Here is a 21,832-nt window from a genome sequence, read left to right as displayed (position 1 = left end):
GAATTCCCCGTGGTAATACCGGGCAAATTACATGTATATACATATAAACGAGTGGGATTGTTTTGATCGCGGGATATTATAGATCGGAACGAGAAGTTTATGACGAAATGGAAATATAACCTGATGAACGAAAAGTCAGGGGGCTTCTACAATAGTTTTATCGAAGAAGCCAGGAATGGGTTAAAGGACCGCATCCGGATGGGGTGGTGGATCTTTTGGCCCTTTATTCATTTCATCCTCTCGTTCATAAGCCGTAATTATATCCTTGACAAGGCGGTGGCGGATCACGTCTACTGTGGTAAGCCTTATGACAGAAATTCCCTCGATATCCCGTAGCGTATCAATTGCCGAGATCAAACCCGATTTCTGATGGCGGGGAAGATCAATCTGCGTAAGGTCTCCGGTAATGATAAATTTAGCCTGTGGCCCCATCCGCGTCAGGAACATTTTGATTTGCGAAGGGGTGGTGTTTTGCGCTTCATCCAAAATAACGTAGGCGTGGTTGAGCGTCCGGCCCCGCATAAAGGCAAGAGGTGCGACTTCAATTATGCGATGCTCCATATACTGCCGGAGTTTCTCAGGTGGGATCATATCATCCAGTGCATCGTAGAGCGGACGCAGGTAGGGGTCAATTTTTTCTTTCAGATCTCCGGGCAGGAATCCCAGATTTTCTCCGGCTTCAACCGCAGGACGGGTCAGCACGATACGCTTCACCTGCTTGTTTTTGAGAGCCCTGACCGCAATTGCCACGGAAGTGTAAGTTTTACCGGTACCAGCCGGGCCTACGGCAAAAACAATATCGTCATTTTCTGAAGCCGTTACCAGCCTGTGCTGGTTGGGCGTTTTGGCTTTTATCACAGCGCCTTCATTTCCCACGAGCAGAAACCCTTCTTCATGTACCGGTGCCGGTGCTTTGCTGGCTCCGGGCTTAGTATTGGTTTCGAGGATGTTGCTCAGGGCAGGCTCCGGCAGGTTTTGGTAGCGCGAAACGTATTGGATCATCCGCCTGATCTTTTCGTGCAGGCGCAGCATTTCGTCATCATCTCCTTTGAGGATGATCTCATTGCCGCGTGCCAGAATTATGAGTTTGGGAAATTGCTGCTGAAGGAGCTTCAGCCTTTCGTTATTAATGCCTAGTATCTCTACAGGATGTACTTCGTCTAAGCGAATTCGTGTTTCACTCAAATTATTGCTTATTTAGGTTTGCGTCAAAATCAAATTAATTTTGCCACCTTTTCACGCTATGCCTGTCATCACCCTTACCACTGATCTCGGTTTGAAAGACCATTATGTGGCAGCCGTAAAAGGCTATCTTCTGGCGCAGGCAATCGGAGCAAATATAGCAGATATTTCACACCAGATTCCCCCGTTCAACCTGGCAGAGGCATCTTTTATCCTGGGCAATTGCTACCGGGAATTTCCGTCAGGAACCATCCATCTGGTGAGTGTGGAAAGCAATTCTGATAACAGCGAGAATTTTATTTTGGTAAAGAGCGGGGAGCACCTTTTTATTCTTCGTGATAACGGACTTATTTCTTTGGTGCTGAAGGATGAGCCGGAGCTTGTGATAAAGCTTGATCTGGGGGAGCAGTCGCATTCCAACTTTCCGCTGCGGGAGATTATGGCGCCTGCAGCTTGCCGGTTGCTGAAGGGAGCAAAGCCAGAAGAGCTGGGAGAGCGCTGGAATGATTTCGACCGAAAGGCGCATTTGAGCCCTATTATCCAGCGCGATCTGGTTCGGGGCACTGTGATCTATATAGATAATTATGGCAATGCCATCACCAACATCCGGCTGGAGCATATTGAGCGCGTGAGAAAAGAACGCAGATTTGCAATGTACTTCAGCCGAAATGATACATTCACTGAATTTAACACGCATTACGCGGAGGTACCGGAGGGAGAAAAGCTTTGTCTCTTTAACAGTACCGGCCACCTGGAGATTGCGATAAACAAGGGAAATGCTTCGGGCCTGCTGGGGCTAGAAGCCGGACGCACTATATTAATTGAATTTCAATGATCATCAGAATTGTTAAAATGACCTTTCAACCGGAGAAGGTGAAAGCGTTTCAGGAAATATTTGATAACTCACAGGCACTGATTTTGGCAATGCGGGGTTGCCAACATCTGGAACTGTGGCGGCAGACTGCTTCCGGAAATATTCTTTTTACTTACAGTCATTGGAATTCCGAAGCGGACCTTGACCATTACCGGTATTCAGAACTGTTCAAAACTACATGGGCCAGAACTAAAGTGCTTTTTTCAGCGAAGGCTGAGGCATGGAGTGTAGAACAGGTTACAACCGCTGGAGAACCGGATACCGAATGAACTCAGGAGAATATGAAATAAAGACGAGTAATTAAGAACTGAAGAATCAAATTCCTGAAATTCTGCGTTAATATCGGAAATAAGACCAAAAGAAATTCTTGACTAGGAAAGAAGATCGGATGGAAGTATCACCGGCAATTTTTAAAATTATTTTTAGATGAGAAGAAAATATAATTATACCTATCCATTGATGGTAGGGCTGCTGATCGCGTTAGGAATGTTTATCGGTGCGCGCTTCAATCCCGGGGTGGAACCGGGTAAGTACAAGAAGCCTTCAGCTAAGCTGGAAGATGCCTGGAAATATATTACAGGCTCTTATGTTGATACCCTTAATGAGGAGGAGATGGCTGAAGAGGCCATTCGCGGAATGCTGGAACATCTGGATCCGCATTCAGCCTATATTCCTGCAAAGGACCTTCAGGAAATTAATGAACCGCTGGAGGGAAACTTTGAAGGGATCGGAATTGAATTTAATATACTCAACGATACGATTGTTGTGGTATCGCCCATAGCCGGAGGCCCTTCGGAAGCGTTAGGAATTCGTGCAGGTGACAAGATCATAAAGATTGAGAATACAAGTGTCGCAGGAGAGGAGATCAGCAATGAAGACGTGATAGGCAAGCTGAGAGGTAATAAAGGAACCCAGGTAAATATCACCATTTATCGTCCTTCCGCCAGAGAGGAAATTGAATATAAAATTACAAGGGATAAAATTCCAATTTATAGTGTGGACGCCTCTTATATGGCGGCTCCATCAGTAGGATATATTAAAATAAGCCGGTTCAGCAGAACTACCTTAGCGGAGTTTGATGATGCCATGAAGGAGCTGAAAGGTAAAGGCATGGAGTCATTGATCCTGGATCTGCGCGGAAACCCTGGCGGCTACCTGAATGCGGCAATAAACCTGGCAGATGAATTTCTTCCGGAGGACAAGCTGGTGGTATACACTGAAGGACGTGCAAAGCCGCGCCAGACCTATAATGCTACAAGCAAGGGCAGTTTTGAGCTTGGAAAGTTAACAGTACTGATAGACGAGGGATCCGCTTCAGCCAGTGAGATCGTATCCGGTGCAGTGCAGGACTGGGACCGCGCAGTGATCATAGGCCGGAGATCATTCGGCAAAGGGCTGGTGCAGGAGCCTTACCTGTTTGCAGACGGAAGCGGGATGAGGCTGACGGTGGCCCGGTACTATACGCCTGCCGGGCGCAGCATCCAGAAGCCTTACTCCCACGGAATTGAATCTTACCAAGATGAGTTGGAACGCAGATTCGAGCATGGCGAGTTTACCAATCCTGACAGTATCGTATTTGCGGATTCCCTTAAATATACTACTTCCGGAGGCCGAACGGTTTTTGGCGGTGGCGGCATTATGCCGGATGTTTTTGTACCCCTGGATACATCAGACAATACCAGCTACCTGGCTGAAGTGGTGGGCAAAGGGCTGGTAAACCAATATGCCCTGAATTACAGCGACCGTAACCGGCAACAACTGGAAGAGAACTACAGCACGCTGGATGAGTTTATCAGTGGCTTTGAACTGACAGAAGCTATAATGAATGACTTTACCCGGTTCGCATCAGCAGAGGATGTGGAATTTAATTTATCACAATATGAACTCTCTAAGGATGTTTTGAAGGCTCAGATAAAAGCACTGATCGCCAGGCAATATTGGCGGAATGAGGGATTCTATAAAGTCATTAACCGGCAAAACAAGGCTTACAACGAGGCTATAAAAATTATCCAGAAGGATGATTTCAGAGCGCTGGGAATTCGGGAAAATTAATCTGGGCGATATAAATAATGCCTGCGGTACAAAGCAATTGTTTCCTAGGTTCTTCATTAATCAAAAAGGCAGAACATCTGCGTTCTGCCTTTTTGGTTAATGTTATATAGTAAGATAAATTTATTCTTTATGGCCGCCTGGCCCATGTGCATGTTTATGTTCCAGTTCCTCCTGTGATGCCTCCCGCACCTCAAGCACTTTTCCTTTAAAATAGAGGTCCTGGCCAGCCAGCGGATGGTTGAAATCCATTTTTATGCTTTCTCCAAGTTCCAGCACCCGGCCCTGCAGCTTGTTGCCGGCTTCATCCTGCATTGGGACAACATCGCCTTCCTTGATCACTTCTTCCGGTTGCTTGCCATCCAAAGAAAAGATTTCACGCGGAAGATCAACAATGGCTTCCTCTTTTACAGGGCCATAAGCCTCATCGCTGTTCAGTGGAAAATCGAACGCGTCCCCTTCCTTAAGGCCTTTCAATTCGTCTTCAAATTTTGGCACCAGATTTCCCGCACCATACAAAAATGTAAAAGGATTTTCCGGCTCCACCTTCTCTACAAGCTCTCCCTTTTCATCATTCAAATGCAGTTCGTACCACAAGGAAACTACTTTTTCATTTGAAATATTCATTGCTATTGATTTTATGTGAACAAAATTAAAAAACCGGGAAATTAAGGGAATCCCTGTTGCCCGTCAATATAATGAAGCAATTAGTGCCGGTTTAGGTTCAAAGAATTGCACGAAATCATGACAGGGAAAGATGTCTGAACGAGGTGGGAGCAGGTTTTTTTTGATGCTTTCAATATTTGTGGCATGCAGGAAAAGCATCGTGCGGACCCGCCTTTCTTGTTTGTCCCAAACTATATTTCTTGAAGCAAGGCAAAATATAAAATTGTTTCCCGGCATGTAGGAATTGAATGATTGAAAAGTCCTCTATATTGCTGTAAATAGTATGCTTATAGCTCTTGCATCAAAAAATCATCAACAATCAGGAAAATTTTTGCGCAATAAAATGATATATATTTGATACATTTGCAGCTCATAGCGGTACAAAATAATATATTCTTGACAGTTACAGTTTAATTAATTTCCTATATCTCCGGGCGGATTCCGGACGTATGTTATGCGAATGCCTCACAAGACATGGCTTTGTGAGGCATTCGCATTTTTTGTGATCATTAGGCCTGCTATTCCCTCCAGGCTGAAAACGGCTATTACCTGATCAGGGTCACTGTTCCGGTTACTTTTTGTATCGTGCCGCCCAGGTGCGAATAGTTGAACAGAAAGTAATATCCTCCTGCCGGCAATTCCTGGCCATCATTCTTCATCCGGCCATTCCAGGTGTATTCGCTGTCGTTGCTTTCAAATACCTTTTCGCCCCAGCGGTTATAGATTTTCAGGTGATAATAGGTGTGGCCTTTAATCCGGACAACGAAATTATCGTTGTAGCCATCATTATTGCCAGGGGTGAAAACATTCGGAATGAAGAGATCTATGTCTATGAGAATGGTGCGGCAGAAAGTATCTACACATTCCTGCGCATTTGTGGCCAGGAGGCACACCTCTATTTCTCCGGCTTCCTGGAATGAATGGAAGAAATCCCCCATGTGATCAAACGTTACCGGAGCGCTGCCATCATCAACCGTCCAGACAAAGCTGTTGGCATTCTTTGATTCATTTTTGAACGTGAACATTGGCATTTCGCTTTTCAGGGAATCTATTGTAAAAAAGGCGAGAACATCCACCACTTTCACTTGCCTTTGTACGGTAAGATTGCAGGACGCTCCTGTGGGGTAATAATTTATGATATACGTTCCTGTGTCATTATACACATGCTCAAAGTTACCGGTGCTGTTGCTGTCAGTATTTCCATCCCCGTAATCTATGCTGTATTCAGAATAGCTTGTATCTGAGGCATCTCTGAATTCCACTGGAAAATTTACGCACACGATCTCGTCAGCGATCAGGCCTGCTTCATTTGGAGGCAACACGGTAACCTGTATGTCGCACCCATTAAACGGATAAAAGTCTGTGCAGTAAATGATCGAATCATTATCATCTCTCACGCTGTCTCCGGCAAATAATTCGAGGCAATAAACACCGGGAGTGCCGTAAGTAAAGGTGAGCGTATCTTCTCCTGCTTTAGGTTGATAGGTTCGGCCATCGCCAAGTTTCCACTCCTTCACGGATCCATTTGTGGAAAAATCCACTACGGTTACGGTGAAGGGAAAGCATCCGCTGCTATCCCCAATAATCTTAAAGCGGGGAGTAGGCCCCTGAATGGTTACTTTGCGGGTGAAGGTACTGGTGCATCCCGGCCCGCCCCGGTTGCTGTTAAATAACCTTACGGTAAGTGTCACAGTAAACTCGCCATTATGCAGAAACACGTGAGACACCTTTTTCCCCGTGCTGTCAGTCTTCAGCAGCGGTGCGCTGCCATCCCCGAAATCCCACTCATATTCCACGATGCTGTCAAGGCCGGACTCTGGCAACTGTATGGTGGAATTATCTGTAAAGCTGATTATTTGCGGAGCGCAGATGCGGGTGGCTCCGGGGCTGTCCACGGTAAAGCTTGCCGAAACACCTACTACTTTTATAAAATCCTTCAGTTCCTTTACCTGCCAGTCACAACCTGAACTGTCTTTCGTAAAAACCCTGATAGTATAGCTCCCGATGCTATCATATTTAAAGGTCGGTGTATAGATGGAATCATCAGGAATGCTGTCGCCATCCAGATCCCATTTTATTTCTTCCACAATATCTGGAACACGCCCGTTCCTGAGCCCGATTGGGTTGAACCAGAAAAGCCTGTTTTCCAGAACTACATTGCTGTCTTTATTAAAGGTGTAATAATTCACTCTGGGTGTAAAAAGCACGCTGTCCCCAATGCAGACAACGGTATCGCCCGGAATGATCGTGGCGTTATGGCCTATAAAGAATTTCCGGTCTTCGGAAATATTACACCCGAAACGTGAAATGATCCTTGTTCGGACAGTGAAAACTCCTGTGCGGTCATGGCTGAACAGTACTGTATCAAGCAGGCCATTGACGGTATCAGGATCATTGATGTCCAGCGTAATGTCATGCACTGAAGTCGTTATAGTATCCCCGTTTATAATTCTGAAAGAAAGAGTATCGCTTTTCAGCGTATCAATACTGGAAGAAGGTCCGGCCTGGTAGAAGTAATCAAGGATAAATAATTTGATCCCCGGTTGTAGCTTATCCCTTGGAGAAATCCGGAAGGTATCTCCGGGACAACCATTTTTGGGATTCAGGTTAAGCGTTGGGTCAAAGCCGTGGATGTATTTATAATTATGATACCATGCAGTATCAATGCAATCGCCATTCTTCACTACAAACCCTATGGTTTTCCAGCCAGGCGTATGATATATGTGCGTATAATCGCTCACTTCCAGCATGTCCTTGCCGATCCAATCGTGCGTTGGCAGAAGCCGGCTTCCGCATGTGTCAGCTTTATGGTCAGCGGAATCAAAAACCACCCAGTAGTCTTCGGCTTCGCAAATCGGCAATATTTCCGAGAGATTGAGTTTTTGCCTCTCATCAACGCAATTGGGTCCGTTTAGGATCATTCCTCTTCTGAAGCCGAGTCCTTCCAGTTCTTTTTGCTTTTCGTGGGTCATGTGTTGAATGGTATCGAATTCGGGAGCCCAACCGGCATCTGCCGGGCCAATGGTGAGGGGCTGTGAAACGGCACTGGTGCAGCCTGCTACAGTATCAATCACCGTGAGCCTGGCCGCATAGCATCCCGGATCCACGTATTTATGTACCGGAACTTTTCTGGTGGAATACCGCGCGCGCTCATCAGGATTAGCCTCCGTGGAGGTGTCAGAGGTTCCTTCGTCAAAATCCCAGAAATAGATGAGGCTGTCGCTGGCACTGCCATAGCTGGGGTTTTTACAGACATCAGGAAATCCTGGTGGTATATCATCCATTGCCTTGTATCCCCGGTGCTTAACCGTGTTATTTACGAAGTGTACCCAATTGGGTGCTGTGCAGCTATACAAGTCACTGTCATGTATATTCTGCGGATTATAAAAGCCGGTGGATTGCTGAAATACCTGGCCTGAAGGCAAAGGCTGCCCCATGATCCATGTTTTTTTTGTTTCTACAATTTCAGTGGTATCTCTGAAAACCACAGATGAAGGTTTAAGCATGATGCCATATTCATACAGTGTGTCAAGGCCGCAAATACGTGTTTTAGTGATGGTTTTGTTTGCTGTATCCGCGTTGCAAAATATCTCCACTCGGTTCCCGCCAGGTTTAAATACCGTATCCAGTGTGCTGTAATGCACTACGGAATCGAGGCAGTTGTCAATTGTTTGAGGCCATCCGCCAGTTGGAAATGGTTGCGGAGAGCGGTAGCTGTTTCGGGAAGCCGGTGGCGGATAGTTGATCAAGGCCAGAGGACCGGTAATATTCACCATTCCGCAGTAGGTGGTATCTTTTATACAGCCTGCGGACTTTATCTTTAAATATATGTCGAAACTTCCCGGTTCGGAAAAAAGGTGAGAAGGTTCATAGTCATCTCTGATTTCGTTGGATTCGAGACTGCCAGGGTCGCCAAAGTTCCATTTGATGCTAAAGTCCAGTGGGCCTACCGGCTGATTGAACTGCACAAGCGGAGGCCCATCAAAACACATAGTCCCGGATGGGAACGCGGTAATATCAAAAATGGGCGGTTGAAAAAATATAGGAAATGGATGCCTGGTAGTATCACGGCATCCGATTTCATTCTCAAATACCAGCTTCACGTAGTGGTTGCCAGGTTTGTTGTATATATGCTTTGTATTTGTCCATAGATTGCTGCAATTGGATGTGCTGAAGTCGCAGCTATCAATGCTTCCATCACCATATATCCAGAAAAATTTAGTGATCTTCATTCCGGTGGTATCAGTCAAATTGATGAGTGTAGCTTCCAGCGGGCAGCTATCATTTAGGGTGACATCAAAAACCGGCTTGAATCGCTCAGAGAATTTGAGGGTAATATCCTTTCTCACCAGGTTCCGGCAACCATTGGTATCGGTTACTTCCAGCGTAACGGAGTATGTGCCGTTTGCGGAATACAGATGACAGGGCTTTGGCAATAAGGAGCCGCCTCCATCTCCGAATACCCAGTTCCAGCGGTGAATGGGCGCCCCGCTGTTGGCCATAATAGAGTTTTCGTCAAAACATAATGGTTCATTTGCACAAAGAGCTTGAGTGGCAGGTGTAACGATAACTGCTTCAGGGCTGTCAAAAATCAGGATAGGAACGTGGTAAGTCGCTGTACAACTTGTGCCATCGGTAAAATTGATGATCACGGAAGGAACGAAAGCACCTGTATCCTGATAAATATGGGTAGGGGCTGGATCCACAGAGGAACTACCATTGCCAAAATCCCAGCTATGGGATTGCGGAGTTTTTCCCTGGGGATATACTACGCTGAACTGTATGGGTTGTGGAACGCAGCCTTTTGTAGCGGATACGCTAATGGTACAGGTTTGCGCCTGCCCGGTCGCAGTAGCTAATATGAAAAGCAAAAGAGTGAGGCTGGAACGCAAAGGCTGAGAATTTTAGATATTATATTTCAAATATAATCTATAAGCAACAAATCAAGGCGGTTACTTAGTAGGACTCAATCAACAGTATCAGGTTGCCTTACATTCCATAAAAATATAATTAATAGTAGCGTGTGATCGTAGCAAGAATATTTTCAGCAAGCCTGTGCTCAACGCGGCTCCGGTCAGAAAACTCAAATTTCCCGCCCATCAGTTTTTCATATAATTCCACATACCGGTTTTGGATCATCAGCACGATTTCGTCTGTCATTTCGGGCATCTGCTGGTTTTCCTTTCCGCTGAAACCGCTTTCCATCAACCACTCTCTCACAAATTCTTTGGACAACTGCTTTTGGGGTTCTCCTGCCTTCTGCCTCTTGTCAAAGCCCTCGGAATAGAAATAGCGGGACGAATCCGGAGTATGTACTTCATCTATCAGGTAGATGATATTTTTCCGTTTGCCGAATTCATATTTGGTGTCAGCCAATACCAGTCCCCTCTTCTTTGCCAGCTTAGTTCCTCTTTTGAAAAGCGCTCGTGTATATTTCTCCAGGAAGGCGTAATCTTCTGCCGAAACCAATTTCTGCGCGATAATTTCCTGGCTCGAAATATCTTCATCATGCCCTTCTTTCGCTTTGATGGTGGGGGTAATAATCGGCTCAGGAAAGGGATCATTTTGCCGCATTCCTTCCGGCATTTTTACTCCGCATATAATGCGTTTCCCGCTATTGTATTCGCGCCAAGCATGGCCACACAAATAGCCACGTATCACCATCTCTACCGGAAAGGGTTCGCAGCGATGGCCAAAGGAAACCGCGGGATCGGGGACTTCCAGAAGCCAGTTGGGTACGATATCCTGCGTAGCTTTCAGGTTGGCTGCTGCTATCTGGTTGAGGATTTCACCTTTGTATGGAATGGCTTCAGGAAGAATAATATCGAAGGCAGAGATCCGGTCTGTGGCGATCATCAGGAGAAAATCATCTCCTATAAAATAAATATCCCGCACTTTTCCGTGCATCCTCCCGGTTTGGTTGGCAAAGTGGAAACGGGTTTCCTTAACGGGTATCTGCATCTTTTAGTGAGGTTTCAATTTTTTTTCAAGATGCATTTGCCTTGTGAATTCTGAAGCAAAAACAAATTCCTGAAGTTCCTTATTGTCAGAATTTTTAATGTCATCAGGTGAGCCGGTCCACCAGGTTTCTCCTTTGTGCAGATAAAGAATATGATCGCCAGCTTCAAATACGGAATTCATATCGTGGCTATTCATTATGGTGGTAATGTTCATTTCTTCTGTCAGTTCCTGGATCAGATTGTCAATCACTGATGCGGTGGCAGGATCCAGCCCTGAGTTAGGTTCATCCACAAAAAGGTAGCGGATCTCCAGCGCAATAGAGCGGGCTATACCCACCCGCTTCTGCATTCCCCCGCTTATTTCTGCCGGGTACAGGTGATTCACATTTTCCAGATTTACACGTTTTAATACCGTATCCACCCGCTCCAGCATTTCTTCCTTGCTTTTGGAAGAAAATATTTTTAATGGAAACATCACATTTTCCTCTACCGTGAGAGAATCAAAGAGGGCGGAACCCTGGAAAAGCATCCCAATTTCTTCCCTTATCTCTTTCCGTTTCTTGTAATCCATTTTGGTGAAATCGCGGTTGTCATATAAAATCGCGCCTTTATCAGGTTCCAGCAAGCCGACCAGGCACTTGACGAGGACGGATTTTCCACTGCCGCTCGCTCCAATGATTATATTCACTTTGCCGGGTTTGAACTCAGCATTGACCCCGCGAAGTACTTCATTCTCACCAAAGCTTTTATACAGGTCTTTAACTTCTATCATAATTCTGGATTAAAGGAACAATTGAGCAAGTAAGTAATCAAAAAACAAGATGAGCAGTGAGCTCCACACAATCGCTTTTGTACTTGCCTGGCCTACTTCCAGCGCGCCACCTTTCGTGAAATATCCCTGATAGGCCGAAACTGTTGAAATGACGAAAGCAAAGGTGAAGGTTTTGACAAGGGCAAAAACAAAAGTGTACGTTCTGAAGCTGTCCCGCATTCCGTAAACAAATTCATTTACGGTAACGATACCGGAAAGCTCGCCTGCAATGATGCCCCCGGTAATGCTCACTGACATGGCTATAATGATAAGAAGGGGAATCATGATGACACAGGCAACTATTTTGGGCAGCACCAAAAAGCTTGCGGAGTTGATACCCATTACTTCCAGGGCATCTATCTGCTCACTTACGCGCATCGTCCCGATTTCAGTAGCGATGCTGGATCCAATTCTTCCGGCAAGAACAAGGCTCGTTACCGTTGGCGCCAGTTCCAGAATAGTTGAATCACTTACTACAGATCCGATTACACTTGCCGGAATAAGTGAACTCACAAGCTGATAGGCTGTTTGGACGGTGGTTACAGCGCCCATAAAGGCGGAGATAACCAGTACGATCCCGATGCTGTTTACACCCTGCTTGTTCATTTCCTGAATCAGGTTATCAAAATACACTTCCCAATTTTCAGGTCTTGAGAAGGATGTGCCAATGAGTTTCAGGTATCGGCCCAGGTGGGTAAATGCATTCATAGGTGTGGTTTAATGCCAGGGACTTTGGCAAATATCTAATTAGGAAAAATCAAAAAAGTTCAGATGAAGAATATTGTAATAACGGGTGGAACAAAAGGAATAGGAAAAGCCCTGGCCGTAAAATTTGCAACAGCAGGATTTCAAATTGCTATTTGCTCCCGCAATACTAATGACCTCGCTGAAATAGCTTCAAAATTAAAAGAAGAATCAGGGGCTGCATCAGTTATTTACAAAAAGTGCGATGTTTCCATTAAACAAGAAATAGAAGCCTTTGGTGATTTTATTCTTGAGAAATGGGCTACGGTGGATGTATTAGTGAATAATGCCGGGATTTTTATACCTGGACAACTCCACACCGAGGAGGCTGGAACCCTGGAAAAAACAATGGACACCAATCTGTACAGTGCCTATTACCTGACGCGGAAACTTCTTCCAACAATGATGGAAAGGAAAAAAGGGCATATCTTCAATATTTGTTCTACCGCCAGCATTATGGCCTATATAAATGGGGGCGCCTATTGCATCAGTAAACATGCGCTGCTGGGAATGAGCAAGCTTTTCAGGGAGGAACTGAAGCCATTCAATATAAAAGTTACTTCCGTATTGCCGGGTGCTACCTATACGGCTTCCTGGGCGGCTTCTGATTTTCCACCCGAACGTTTTGCCAGTGCTGAAGATGTGGCAGAAACAATTTGGTCCGCCTGGCAACTGTCTCCGTCAGCAGTGGTGGAAGAGGTGTTGATAAGGCCCATGCAGGGCGACATTAAATAAAGGAGAATCCACCGGCTTCTGTATTATTCACGAAATTTGCACTTACGGAAGGTTTATTCATCTCTATGATCAAAATCGAAGATTACATCCGGGACTTCAATTTCGTGAAGCGCCCGGATCAGTATCAAAAGCGCATAAGCCGCGAAGTATATATTGGCGACATTCCGCTGGGAGGAAACAATCCCATTCGCATTCAATCCATGACCACGACCAATACGCTGGATATTGAGGCAACTGTGGCGCAGAGCATACGAATGATTGATGCCGGATGTGAATATGTACGGATCACCGCTCCCAGCCAAAGGGAGGCAGAAGCCCTCCGGGAAATCCGGAAGAAGCTAACTGCAGCCGGATATACAACTCCGCTGGTGGCGGATATACATTTCACCCCGAAAGCGGCTGAGATTGCCGCCCGCTATGTAGAGAAGGTGCGCGTGAACCCCGGCAATTATGCAGATAAGAAAAAGTTTGAAGTGCTGGAATATAGTGATGCGCAATATGAAGTGGAAATCGAGAGGATCCGGGAAAGATTTGTACCGCTGGTAAAAGTATGCAAGGAGTATGGCCGGGCCCTGCGCATAGGTACCAATCACGGTTCGCTGTCAGACCGAATCATGAGCCGCTTTGGGGATACACCGGTTGGAATGGTAGAGTCAGCTATGGAATTTTTGCGAATATGTGAAGATGAGAATTACAACGATATTGTCCTGAGTATGAAAGCCAGCAATCCAATTGTTATGGTGCAGGCATATCGTCTGCTGGTGGCAAAGATGAATCAGGAGGGCATGAACTATCCCCTGCACCTGGGCGTAACGGAAGCTGGCGAGGGTGAAGACGGGAGAATAAAATCCGCCATGGGCATCGGCACTTTGCTGGAAGATGGCCTGGGTGACACCATCCGCGTTTCGCTCACGGAAGAGCCGGAATATGAAGTGCCGGTAGCGATAAGTCTGGCCCAGAGATATGAGATGCGTACACGGCATTTTGTAAGTGGGTTTATCCCTGCTGATGCAGATTATAATGCTTTGAGATCGTTTTATAATCCTTACGAGACCTGGAAGCGGCAAACGGATGAAGTTGAAAACATTGGCGACTCTAATGTGCCCCGTGTGATTATGGATTTGAGTTCAATTCAGCAAATAAATGAGCTGAGCCTGAAAGCGATAGATTATCACTATGATCCGGTGAATGACAAATGGAATATGGGCGATATGGGGTGCGACTATATTTATGTTGGCTCCCGCTCCCTTGGCTTCATGCCTCCTTCCGGCCTGAAGGTGATCTGTGAGTATCCCGCCTGGAGGGAGATGGATCATCAAAACGCTTTTCCGATATTTGATTTGCAGCAATTCCTGGCGGCTGATGTACGATCGGAGAAATTGAATTTTATCCGGTTAACCGGAACTGAGCTTAACCGCGCCAAACTTCAGGCTGTGTCGGAATTGGCGCCAGCAGTTTTCATTTTAGAAAGCAAAAAAGAAGAAAGTTACCTGGAGCAGAGGAAATTTTTTATTGATCTGCAAAGATCCGGATCCACAACTCCTGTTGTAATAAAATGCAGCTACTTGCCGATTGATGCAGAGCAACTCCAGTTAAATGCGGCTACTGATGCAGGCGGTCTGCTGATAGATGGATTTGGGAATGGAATCTGGCTGCAGCAGCGATCAGAAGGGCTGAGCGATGCACAACATCGGGAGCAGATCCGCATGCTGAACCGGGCATCGTTCACTATTCTACAAGCCAGCCGCACCCGCATATCCAAAACAGAATATATCTCGTGCCCTTCCTGTGGCAGAACGCTTTTCGATTTACAGGAAACCACAGCAATGATCCGCAGGAAAACAGACCATCTAAAAGGCGTTAAAATTGCCATAATGGGCTGTATAGTGAATGGACCGGGCGAGATGGCGGATGCGGATTACGGCTATGTAGGAACCGGCCCTGGAAAAATTACATTATATCGCGGCAAGGAAGTAGTGAAACGGAACATTGGCAGTGCTAATGCGTTAAATGAATTAATTGAGCTGATAAAGGCTGATGGTAACTGGCTGGAGCAGCATCAGCAGTCCCCTGTTCAGCAGGAATAATTTTTGTTAGAGCAACCAATTTACCTAAATCTGCGTCAAAAAACAGTATAATTGCACCGCAGTTTTCTTAAAAATTGATTATTAAAGAATATTAAAACTCAAAGACAATGAAGAAGTTATTACTAAGCTTAACTATGGTAACCATTGCATTTGGAGCCATAGGGCAAACCGAAATAAACAAGGGTACCGCGACCGATACCAGAGAGGCACTGAATCCAAATGAAGAAGGAACAAACCGAACGCTATCTGTGCCCAAGCCATATTTCACGGATGATGTAAATCGTAAGAAAGAGAGCATTGAGGATTGGTATAGCTTTCCACAATCAATCGATGGTCTTTTTGGAAATACCAGGTTGTTTGCTCCTGCAATGTTTCCAAGTGACTCTGCTGTCATGAGATTTATGGATAATGGAACACCTATTTTAGATACCGTAACCTGGACTTCTGTGGGAGCCGTTTTTGATCCCAAGGATGAAGTATATGGTGCAGTTGGCCTTCCGCAATTAAGTGAGTACAACCCTTTTACTGTTGATTCTATTGATTTCCTTTATTTTTATGATAGGGTAACTGATGCTACTGTAACCGATACCCTCGTGTTGCAGATATACGGCATGGAGCGGGTAGACCGGTATACTTGGACAGCTTCCCAAGAAAGATTTGCTTCTGTACGTTACGATCGAAGTACCAAGCAGGGGTTGGCTTATGCCTCTGGCTATCAGGAGATAGAAATTCTTTTAACACCTGAGGATACACATTCTATTAACAATGGATCCTTTGCTAATATCACCACTGCCATAACCCCACTCACGATTGATGCCGATGATTTAAGCAGGATGGCTGCCACGATCACGTTCAAGCCCGGCTCTAACTACATTCCCGGAGATACCATTGGTCCCTGGGAAAATCCGGTTCCACACAGACGTCATAATATCTTCCGTTTTGGCGGTCGTGCAGATGACAACGAAACAATCCTTGAAACTTATAATAATGGCTTGCTGCTGGACCTAATTCAATTTAGTGAAAACCGATTGGGCGATGACTTTGGTTCCCGTTATGCGCCATCAAGCTTTTATGTAACCCGGCAGTACCCTGAAATAGCTTTCCATATCTCCTCACCGAATGTTGGCGTTCAGGAAAAGAATAGCAATGCCACCTTAGGCAAAGCATATCCTAACCCTGTATTGGTTGGTGATGATATTTCAATTGATTTCGCACTGACTTCTTCTGCTGATGTGACCTTAGAAATTTATAACATGATCGGCCAGAAAATGAGCACTGTTGCAAATGACAAATTTTCTAGCGGAGAGCACAGCGTGAAGTTCAATACATCTACCCTGAGACCGGGGTTGTACCTCTACACAATGAAAGCGGGTAATTACAGCAAAACTTACCGCTTCTCTGTTTCCGATTAATTTTAATATTTGATCCTATAAAAAGCCTTTCTTCGTTTTGGGGAAAGGCTTTTTTAATGTGGTTCCCGAACACTTTATGAAGAGGAAAGAGCTGTTTGCACGGGTTGCCGAATATTTTAAGGAACATAATCCGGAACCGGAAACCGAGCTTACGTATGATTCGCCATTCCAGCTTCTTATTGCAGTAATGCTTTCTGCCCAATGCACTGATTCCCGCGTAAATATGGTTACGCCAGCACTTTTTGAGGCATTCCCCACGCCTGATGCTTTGGCGGCAGCCGAACCGGAAGATGTGTTTCCGTTCATCAGGAGCATCAGCTACCCGAATAATAAGAGCAAGCATCTGGTGAACATGACGAGAATGCTGATGAATGATTTTAATGGACAGATTCCGGCCACCTCAGAAGGGCTGCAAAAGCTGCCGGGCGTTGGCCGGAAAACGGCTAATGTAGTAGCCTCCGTGGTATATGATGAACCCACCATGCCGGTGGATACACACGTTTTCAGGGTAGCGAACCGCATTGGGCTGGCGAAGCGCGCCAAAACCCCCAGGCATGTTGAAGATCAGCTTAACAAACATGTGCCTGAAACGATGCGGCACAACTTCCATCACTGGCTTATTCTTCATGGCCGCTATATCTGCAAAGCCCGCAGGCCGCTGTGCCAGCAATGCGGCCTCACAGATGTTTGCGAATATTATCTCAAAACCATCAAACCCGGGAACCAATAAGCCCCATTTCTCTACCTTTGTTTTTTATCTGAAAATACTGTTATAAGATGGCCAAAGACTCAAAATTAGACACAAATTCTACTGAAAAGCAGAAAGTACTCCGGCTCACCATTGACAAGCTTGAAAAGAGCTATGGAAAGGGTGTAGTCATGAAATTAAGTGACAACCGCGCTGACTCAATTGAAAGCATTTCTACCGGTTCTCTGGGGTTGGATATTGCGCTCGGTTGTGGCGGGCTTCCACGAGGAAGGGTTGTGGAAATATATGGACCGGAATCATCCGGGAAAACAACCTTGGCGATGCATACGATTGCCGAGGCACAGAAGCGGGGCGGGCTGGCAGCTTTTGTAGATGCAGAGCATGCCTTCGATAAATTCTATGCTGAAAATCTTGGGATTGATGTAGACAACCTCCTGATATCACAGCCTGATGATGGTGAACAGGCGCTGGAAATTGCAGACCACCTTATCCGTAGCGGAGCCCTTGATGTAGTGGTTATAGATTCTGTGGCGGCCCTTACGCCCAAAGCTGAACTGGAAGGAGAAATGGGGGATTCCAGAATGGGGCTTCAGGCACGGCTGATGAGCCAGGCGTTGCGGAAACTCACGGCCTCTATAAGCAAAACGCAATGCATTTGTATTTTTATTAATCAGCTCAGAGAAAAGATCGGGGTTATGTTCGGCAACCCTGAAACCACCACAGGTGGCAATGCCCTGAAATTTTACGCTTCTGTGAGGCTTGACATCCGCAGGATATCAGCCATCAAAGACGGAACGGACATAGTAGGAAACCGTACCCGTGTGAAGGTGGCCAAGAACAAGGTGGCACCTCCGTTCCGTGTTGTAGAATTTGACATTATTTACGGGGAAGGAATTTCCAAGCTGGGAGAACTCATTGATATTGGAGTTGAGCTGGATATTATAAATAAGAGCGGTTCCTGGTTTAGCTACAAAGACACGAAACTGGGGCAGGGCCGGGATGCCGTAAAGCAATTGCTGCTCGATAATCCTGAACTCACCGATGAGATAGAGAACTTAATAAAGGAAAGAACAGTAAAGCCCAGGCGCGTCAAAAAGGTTGATGAACCAGTCGCGGAGGTAAAAGCGAAATAAGTCCGCAACTGCCTTTTTCTTTCAGCCGCCTGCGAAATATCTATCTTCGCGGCCATTTTTTAAATCATTTTTCAAATAAAAATTTCAGCTTCAAATGAGCATATTGGTTAATAAAAATTCCAGAGTTGTAGTGCAGGGATTTACCGGCAAGGAGGGCTCTTTCCATGCAAGTCAAATGATTGAATATGGAACTAATGTGGTTGGTGGCGTAACGCCCGGCAAGGGTGGAGAGCAGCATCTTGACCGTCCGGTTTTCAATACGGTACAGGAGGCAGTGGATGAAACGGGAGCCAATGTATCATTGATATTTGTACCTCCAGCATTTGCTGCGGATGCAATCATGGAAGCAGCCGATGCAGGAATTGCACTGATCGTTACCATTACCGAAGGAATTCCTGTAAATGATATGGTGAAAGTACAGGAATACCTGGCTCATCACAAAGGAAGTCGTTTAATTGGCCCCAACTGCCCCGGAATCATTACACCCGGAGAAGCGAAAGTGGGCATTATGCCCGGTTTTATACATAATCCCGGAACGGTGGGAATCGTGAGCCGTTCAGGAACACTTACCTACGAAGCTGTGGATCAGGTTACCAAAGCCGGATACGGGCAAAGCACCTGTATCGGAGTGGGCGGTGATCCCGTTATCGGCACCAGCATATTGGATGCTGTGAAGCTTTTCATGGAAGATGATGATACGGAAGGCATTATTTTGATCGGAGAAATTGGCGGGCAGGCAGAAGCCAATGCAGCCGAGTGGATCAAAGAAAACGGCACTAAGCCCGTTGTGGGATTCATTGCGGGACAAACAGCACCCAAAGGCCGCACAATGGGACATGCAGGAGCAATTGTGGGAGGATCAGATGATACTGCCGCTGCAAAAATGAAGATCCTCCGGGAGTGCGGAATTCACGTAGTAGATAATCCTGCGCTGATAGGCGAAACGATGGCCCGTGTGCTAAAGAAAGAAAAGGTTAGCGCCTGATCTGATATTCAAACCTGAAATCTTTAATCCCCGGAAATGAAATTATTGCAGGACAAAGTTGTGCTCATTACAGGAGCATCTCGCGGCATCGGCCGAGGCATAGCGGAAGTTTTTGCAAAGCAGGGCGCACATATCGCATTTACCTATCTTTCTTCGTCAAGCAAGGCCCGTGAGTTGGAAGCGCTTCTGAGCAAGGAAGGCAATAAAATTAAAGGATACCAATCGGATGCTTCAGACTTTGCGGCAGCCGAAGCTTTGGTAAATGAGGTCATAAAAGAATTCGGTCAGGTAGATGTACTTATAAATAATGCAGGAATAACGCGCGATAACCTGCTGATGCGAATGAACGAGACGCAATGGGACGAAGTGATTAATACCAACCTGAAGTCCATCTTCAATCTCTCAAAGTTTATCGTGAGGCCGATGCTGAAGCAGCGCAAGGGTTCGATCATTAACATAGGCTCCATTGTAGGCATAAATGGAAATCCCGGACAATCAAATTATTCAGCCTCAAAAGCAGGAATTATTGGATTTTCAAAATCATTGGCCAAGGAACTGGGATCACGGAATATCCGATGTAACGTAGTAGCTCCAGGATTTATTCAGACAGAAATGACGGAGCAGCTTGATGAGAAGATGCTGGAACAATGGAACCAGGCCATTCCATTAAAACGCCCCGGCAGCACAGAAGATGTGGCCAACCTTACCCTTTTCCTGGCGTCTGATCTGTCCATTTACATTACTGGACAGGTGATCAATGTAGACGGTGGTTTACTCATGTAATATAGGAAAGGAAATTTGTTGAGGTGAATTTGAAATACGAGCGGCAATTACTCAAACTTTTAATATAGGCAGTAAAATTTATAAAATCAATTCTATCAAAGGCTCCTGCAACCTCTGCCGGAGCTTTTTATTTTAATATAAAATGGAAACGAACTTCATTGATTACGTAAAGATTTGTTGCCGCTCCGGGAAGGGGGGGGCAGGTTCAGCCCATTTCAGGCGTGAGAAGTTCGTACCCAGAGGCGGCCCTGATGGAGGAGATGGTGGCCGAGGCGGCCATATCATCTTGAAAGGCAATAAGCAGCTATGGACGCTCCTGCATCTGAAATACCGGAAACATGTGATCGCCAAACAGGGCGTCTCCGGTGGAGGATCTATGAAAACCGGGGCGGAGGGCGAGGACGAAATTCTGGAGGTGCCGCTGGGGACAGTAGCACGGGATGCTGAAACCGGGGAAAAGCATTTTGAAATTACCGATGATGGTGAGGAAAGGATCCTTGTGCCTGGTGGGCGCGGTGGCTTGGGAAATGTTCATTTTAAAAGCGCAACCAACCAAACACCCCGCTATGCCCAGCCCGGAGAACCTGGAAGAGAGGAATGGAAGATCCTGGAGTTGAAGATGCTGGCAGATGTAGGTTTGGTGGGTTTTCCTAATGCAGGAAAATCCACACTGCTTTCGGTACTTTCTGAGGCTAAGCCAAAAATTGCCAACTATCCGTTCACTACACTGGTGCCAAATCTTGGGGTCGTCAGCTATCGCGATATGCGTTCTTTCGTAATGGCCGATATTCCCGGGATCATTGAAGGAGCGCATGAAGGCAAAGGTCTTGGAACCCGCTTTTTACGCCATATCGAGCGGAATTCAGTATTGCTTTTTTGCATTCCCGCAGATTCCACAAATATTAAAGAGGAGTATACTATACTTCTCAATGAACTGGAATTGTATAACCCTGAACTTTTGCTAAAAGAAAGATTGCTGGCCATCACCAAAAGTGATCTGCTGGATGCGGAACTAAAGAAACTACTGATACCCGAACTACCGAATGTTCCGTATGTTTTTATCTCAGCCGTGGCGCAACAAGGTCTGGATAATCTCAAGGATATGATCTGGAGTACGATGAATGACAGTTCTCCGTCCTGACTTGGCAATCTGTATCAAAGGAGAATCCAGGGAATTTTTCTTTGTAATGAATCAGAATAAAAAATATACGCCCGGAAGAGGATTTGGTCCACGCGGGGTGAAAATTAACGGGCGGTCACCTTACCCTGAGGTATAGCCTCTATCAGCTTCTTTGTATATTCCTTCTGCGGGCGATAATAAATTTCTTCAGCCCGGCCTATTTCTTCGATTTTGCCTTGGTTCATAACGATCATGCGGTCACTCATGAACTTGACTACCGAAAGGTCATGGCTGATGAAGATATAGGTGAGTCCAAACTCCGCCTGCAATTCGTTGAGCAGATTCAGAACCTGTGCCTGCACACTCACGTCAAGCGCAGAGACACTTTCATCGCAAATGATGAATCGTGGCTCAACGGCCAGAGCACGGGCAATGCAGATTCGCTGGCGCTGCCCTCCGCTGAACTCGTGCGGGTAGCGGTTAAATTGGCGCGCCTCAAGGCCAACCCGTTCCAACAGCGCCATTACTTTCTGCCTGCGTTGGCTTGCGTTGCTGTGCAGCCTGTGTACTTGCATAGGTTCC

18 protein-coding genes are annotated in these 21,832 nt (G+C 46.0%); 11 read left to right on the top strand and 7 right to left on the bottom strand.

Translation table 11 applies throughout. The features are described from left to right. Window positions 1–180: 180 nt before the first annotated feature. Window positions 181–1,185 (bottom strand): PhoH family protein, encoded by a 1,005-nt coding sequence (locus WD077_00090; GenBank protein MEX0965611.1) that lies wholly within the window; start codon window positions 1,183–1,185, stop codon window positions 181–183. 40 nt (window positions 1,186–1,225) lie between these two features. Between WD077_00090 and WD077_00085 the strand changes: the two genes are divergently transcribed. The 3 genes from WD077_00085 (at window position 1,226) to WD077_00075 (ending at window position 4,108) form a co-directional block, all read left to right on the top strand. Next, window positions 1,226–2,017: an SAM-dependent chlorinase/fluorinase gene (locus WD077_00085; GenBank protein MEX0965610.1), complete on the top strand. Its 792-nt coding sequence runs from the start codon at window positions 1,226–1,228 to the stop codon at window positions 2,015–2,017. Further along, window positions 2,014–2,325, top strand: coding sequence for an antibiotic biosynthesis monooxygenase family protein (locus WD077_00080; protein ID MEX0965609.1), 312 nt, complete (start codon window positions 2,014–2,016; stop codon window positions 2,323–2,325). Before WD077_00085 ends, WD077_00080 begins: the two co-directional genes overlap by 4 nt. Before the next feature lie 157 nt (window positions 2,326–2,482). Then, a complete protein-coding gene (locus WD077_00075; protein ID MEX0965608.1) occupies window positions 2,483–4,108 on the top strand; it encodes a S41 family peptidase in 1,626 nt (541 codons plus the stop codon). A 120-nt stretch (window positions 4,109–4,228) separates the two neighbouring features. Here WD077_00075 and WD077_00070 read toward each other — a convergent pair whose 3' ends face one another. The 5 genes from WD077_00070 to WD077_00050 form a co-directional block, all read right to left on the bottom strand. Further along, the gene (locus WD077_00070; protein MEX0965607.1) at window positions 4,229–4,732 is read right to left on the bottom strand and encodes an FKBP-type peptidyl-prolyl cis-trans isomerase; all 504 of its coding nucleotides are present in this window, start codon (window positions 4,730–4,732) and stop codon (window positions 4,229–4,231) included. Between the two features lie 584 nt (window positions 4,733–5,316). Beyond that, window positions 5,317–9,663, bottom strand: coding sequence for a PKD domain-containing protein (locus tag WD077_00065; GenBank protein ID MEX0965606.1), 4,347 nt, complete (start codon window positions 9,661–9,663; stop codon window positions 5,317–5,319). Window positions 9,664–9,781: 118 nt separating this feature from the next. Then, a complete protein-coding gene (locus WD077_00060; protein MEX0965605.1) occupies window positions 9,782–10,732 on the bottom strand; it encodes a phosphoribosylaminoimidazolesuccinocarboxamide synthase in 951 nt (316 codons plus the stop codon). A gap of 3 nt (window positions 10,733–10,735) precedes the next feature. Then, window positions 10,736–11,503 (bottom strand): ATP-binding cassette domain-containing protein, encoded by a 768-nt coding sequence (locus WD077_00055; protein ID MEX0965604.1) that lies wholly within the window; start codon window positions 11,501–11,503, stop codon window positions 10,736–10,738. Between the two features lie 9 nt (window positions 11,504–11,512). Next, entirely contained in the window at window positions 11,513–12,250 is a 738-nt protein-coding gene (locus WD077_00050; protein MEX0965603.1) for an ABC transporter permease, read from the bottom strand. A 63-nt stretch (window positions 12,251–12,313) separates the two neighbouring features. Between WD077_00050 and WD077_00045 the strand changes: the two genes are divergently transcribed. The 8 genes from WD077_00045 to obgE all read left to right on the top strand — a co-directional run bounded on the left by WD077_00045 (window position 12,314) and on the right by obgE (window position 21,271). Then, a complete protein-coding gene (locus WD077_00045) occupies window positions 12,314–13,021 on the top strand; it encodes an SDR family oxidoreductase (protein MEX0965602.1) in 708 nt (235 codons plus the stop codon). A gap of 65 nt (window positions 13,022–13,086) precedes the next feature. Then, entirely contained in the window at window positions 13,087–15,108 is a 2,022-nt protein-coding gene (gene ispG, locus WD077_00040) for a (E)-4-hydroxy-3-methylbut-2-enyl-diphosphate synthase (GenBank protein MEX0965601.1), read from the top strand. A 107-nt stretch (window positions 15,109–15,215) separates the two neighbouring features. Next, window positions 15,216–16,520 (top strand): T9SS type A sorting domain-containing protein, encoded by a 1,305-nt coding sequence (locus WD077_00035; protein MEX0965600.1) that lies wholly within the window; start codon window positions 15,216–15,218, stop codon window positions 16,518–16,520. A 76-nt stretch (window positions 16,521–16,596) separates the two neighbouring features. After that, window positions 16,597–17,250 carry an endonuclease III gene (gene nth, locus WD077_00030; protein MEX0965599.1) on the top strand — a complete coding sequence of 218 codons (654 nt, stop codon included), beginning with the start codon at window positions 16,597–16,599 and terminating at the stop codon, window positions 17,248–17,250. A gap of 47 nt (window positions 17,251–17,297) precedes the next feature. Continuing rightward, window positions 17,298–18,362: a recombinase RecA gene (gene recA, locus WD077_00025; protein ID MEX0965598.1), complete on the top strand. Its 1,065-nt coding sequence runs from the start codon at window positions 17,298–17,300 to the stop codon at window positions 18,360–18,362. 94 nt (window positions 18,363–18,456) lie between these two features. Continuing rightward, entirely contained in the window at window positions 18,457–19,347 is an 891-nt protein-coding gene (gene sucD / locus WD077_00020) for a succinate--CoA ligase subunit alpha (protein ID MEX0965597.1), read from the top strand. Window positions 19,348–19,383: 36 nt separating this feature from the next. After that, entirely contained in the window at window positions 19,384–20,130 is a 747-nt protein-coding gene (fabG, locus tag WD077_00015) for a 3-oxoacyl-[acyl-carrier-protein] reductase (GenBank protein MEX0965596.1), read from the top strand. Between the two features lie 142 nt (window positions 20,131–20,272). Beyond that, window positions 20,273–21,271 carry a GTPase ObgE gene (gene obgE / locus WD077_00010; GenBank protein ID MEX0965595.1) on the top strand — a complete coding sequence of 333 codons (999 nt, stop codon included), beginning with the start codon at window positions 20,273–20,275 and terminating at the stop codon, window positions 21,269–21,271. Window positions 21,272–21,375: 104 nt separating this feature from the next. Here the strand turns inward: obgE and WD077_00005 are convergent. Then, window positions 21,376–21,832, bottom strand: a 457-nt coding sequence (locus WD077_00005) for an ABC transporter ATP-binding protein (protein ID MEX0965594.1), incomplete at its 5' end; no start/stop codon positions are given.

This window comes from Bacteroidia bacterium (assembly GCA_040880525.1).
Classification (GTDB): Bacteria; Bacteroidota; Bacteroidia; order CAILMK01; family JBBDIG01; genus JBBDIG01.
This window is presented reverse-complemented; position numbering and strand designations above follow the sequence as displayed.

Excerpts from the sequence above, each read along its gene's own strand:
- obgE (MEX0965595.1), top strand. The coding sequence starts at position 20,273 with ATGGAAACGAACTTCATTGATTACGTAAAGATTTGTTGCCGCTCCGGG.
- WD077_00050 (MEX0965603.1), bottom strand. The coding sequence starts at position 12,250 with ATGAATGCATTTACCCACCTGGGCCGATACCTGAAACTCATTGGCACA.
- sucD (MEX0965597.1), top strand. The coding sequence starts at position 18,457 with ATGAGCATATTGGTTAATAAAAATTCCAGAGTTGTAGTGCAGGGATTT.
- WD077_00075 (MEX0965608.1), top strand. The coding sequence starts at position 2,483 with ATGAGAAGAAAATATAATTATACCTATCCATTGATGGTAGGGCTGCTG.
- WD077_00080 (MEX0965609.1), top strand. The coding sequence starts at position 2,014 with ATGATCATCAGAATTGTTAAAATGACCTTTCAACCGGAGAAGGTGAAA.
- WD077_00060 (MEX0965605.1), bottom strand. The coding sequence starts at position 10,732 with ATGCAGATACCCGTTAAGGAAACCCGTTTCCACTTTGCCAACCAAACC.
- nth (MEX0965599.1), top strand. The coding sequence starts at position 16,597 with ATGAAGAGGAAAGAGCTGTTTGCACGGGTTGCCGAATATTTTAAGGAA.
- ispG (MEX0965601.1), top strand. The coding sequence starts at position 13,087 with ATGATCAAAATCGAAGATTACATCCGGGACTTCAATTTCGTGAAGCGC.
- recA (MEX0965598.1), top strand. The coding sequence starts at position 17,298 with ATGGCCAAAGACTCAAAATTAGACACAAATTCTACTGAAAAGCAGAAA.
- fabG (MEX0965596.1), top strand. The coding sequence starts at position 19,384 with ATGAAATTATTGCAGGACAAAGTTGTGCTCATTACAGGAGCATCTCGC.
- WD077_00045 (MEX0965602.1), top strand. The coding sequence starts at position 12,314 with ATGAAGAATATTGTAATAACGGGTGGAACAAAAGGAATAGGAAAAGCC.
- WD077_00070 (MEX0965607.1), bottom strand. The coding sequence starts at position 4,732 with ATGAATATTTCAAATGAAAAAGTAGTTTCCTTGTGGTACGAACTGCAT.
- WD077_00055 (MEX0965604.1), bottom strand. The coding sequence starts at position 11,503 with ATGATAGAAGTTAAAGACCTGTATAAAAGCTTTGGTGAGAATGAAGTA.
- WD077_00035 (MEX0965600.1), top strand. The coding sequence starts at position 15,216 with ATGAAGAAGTTATTACTAAGCTTAACTATGGTAACCATTGCATTTGGA.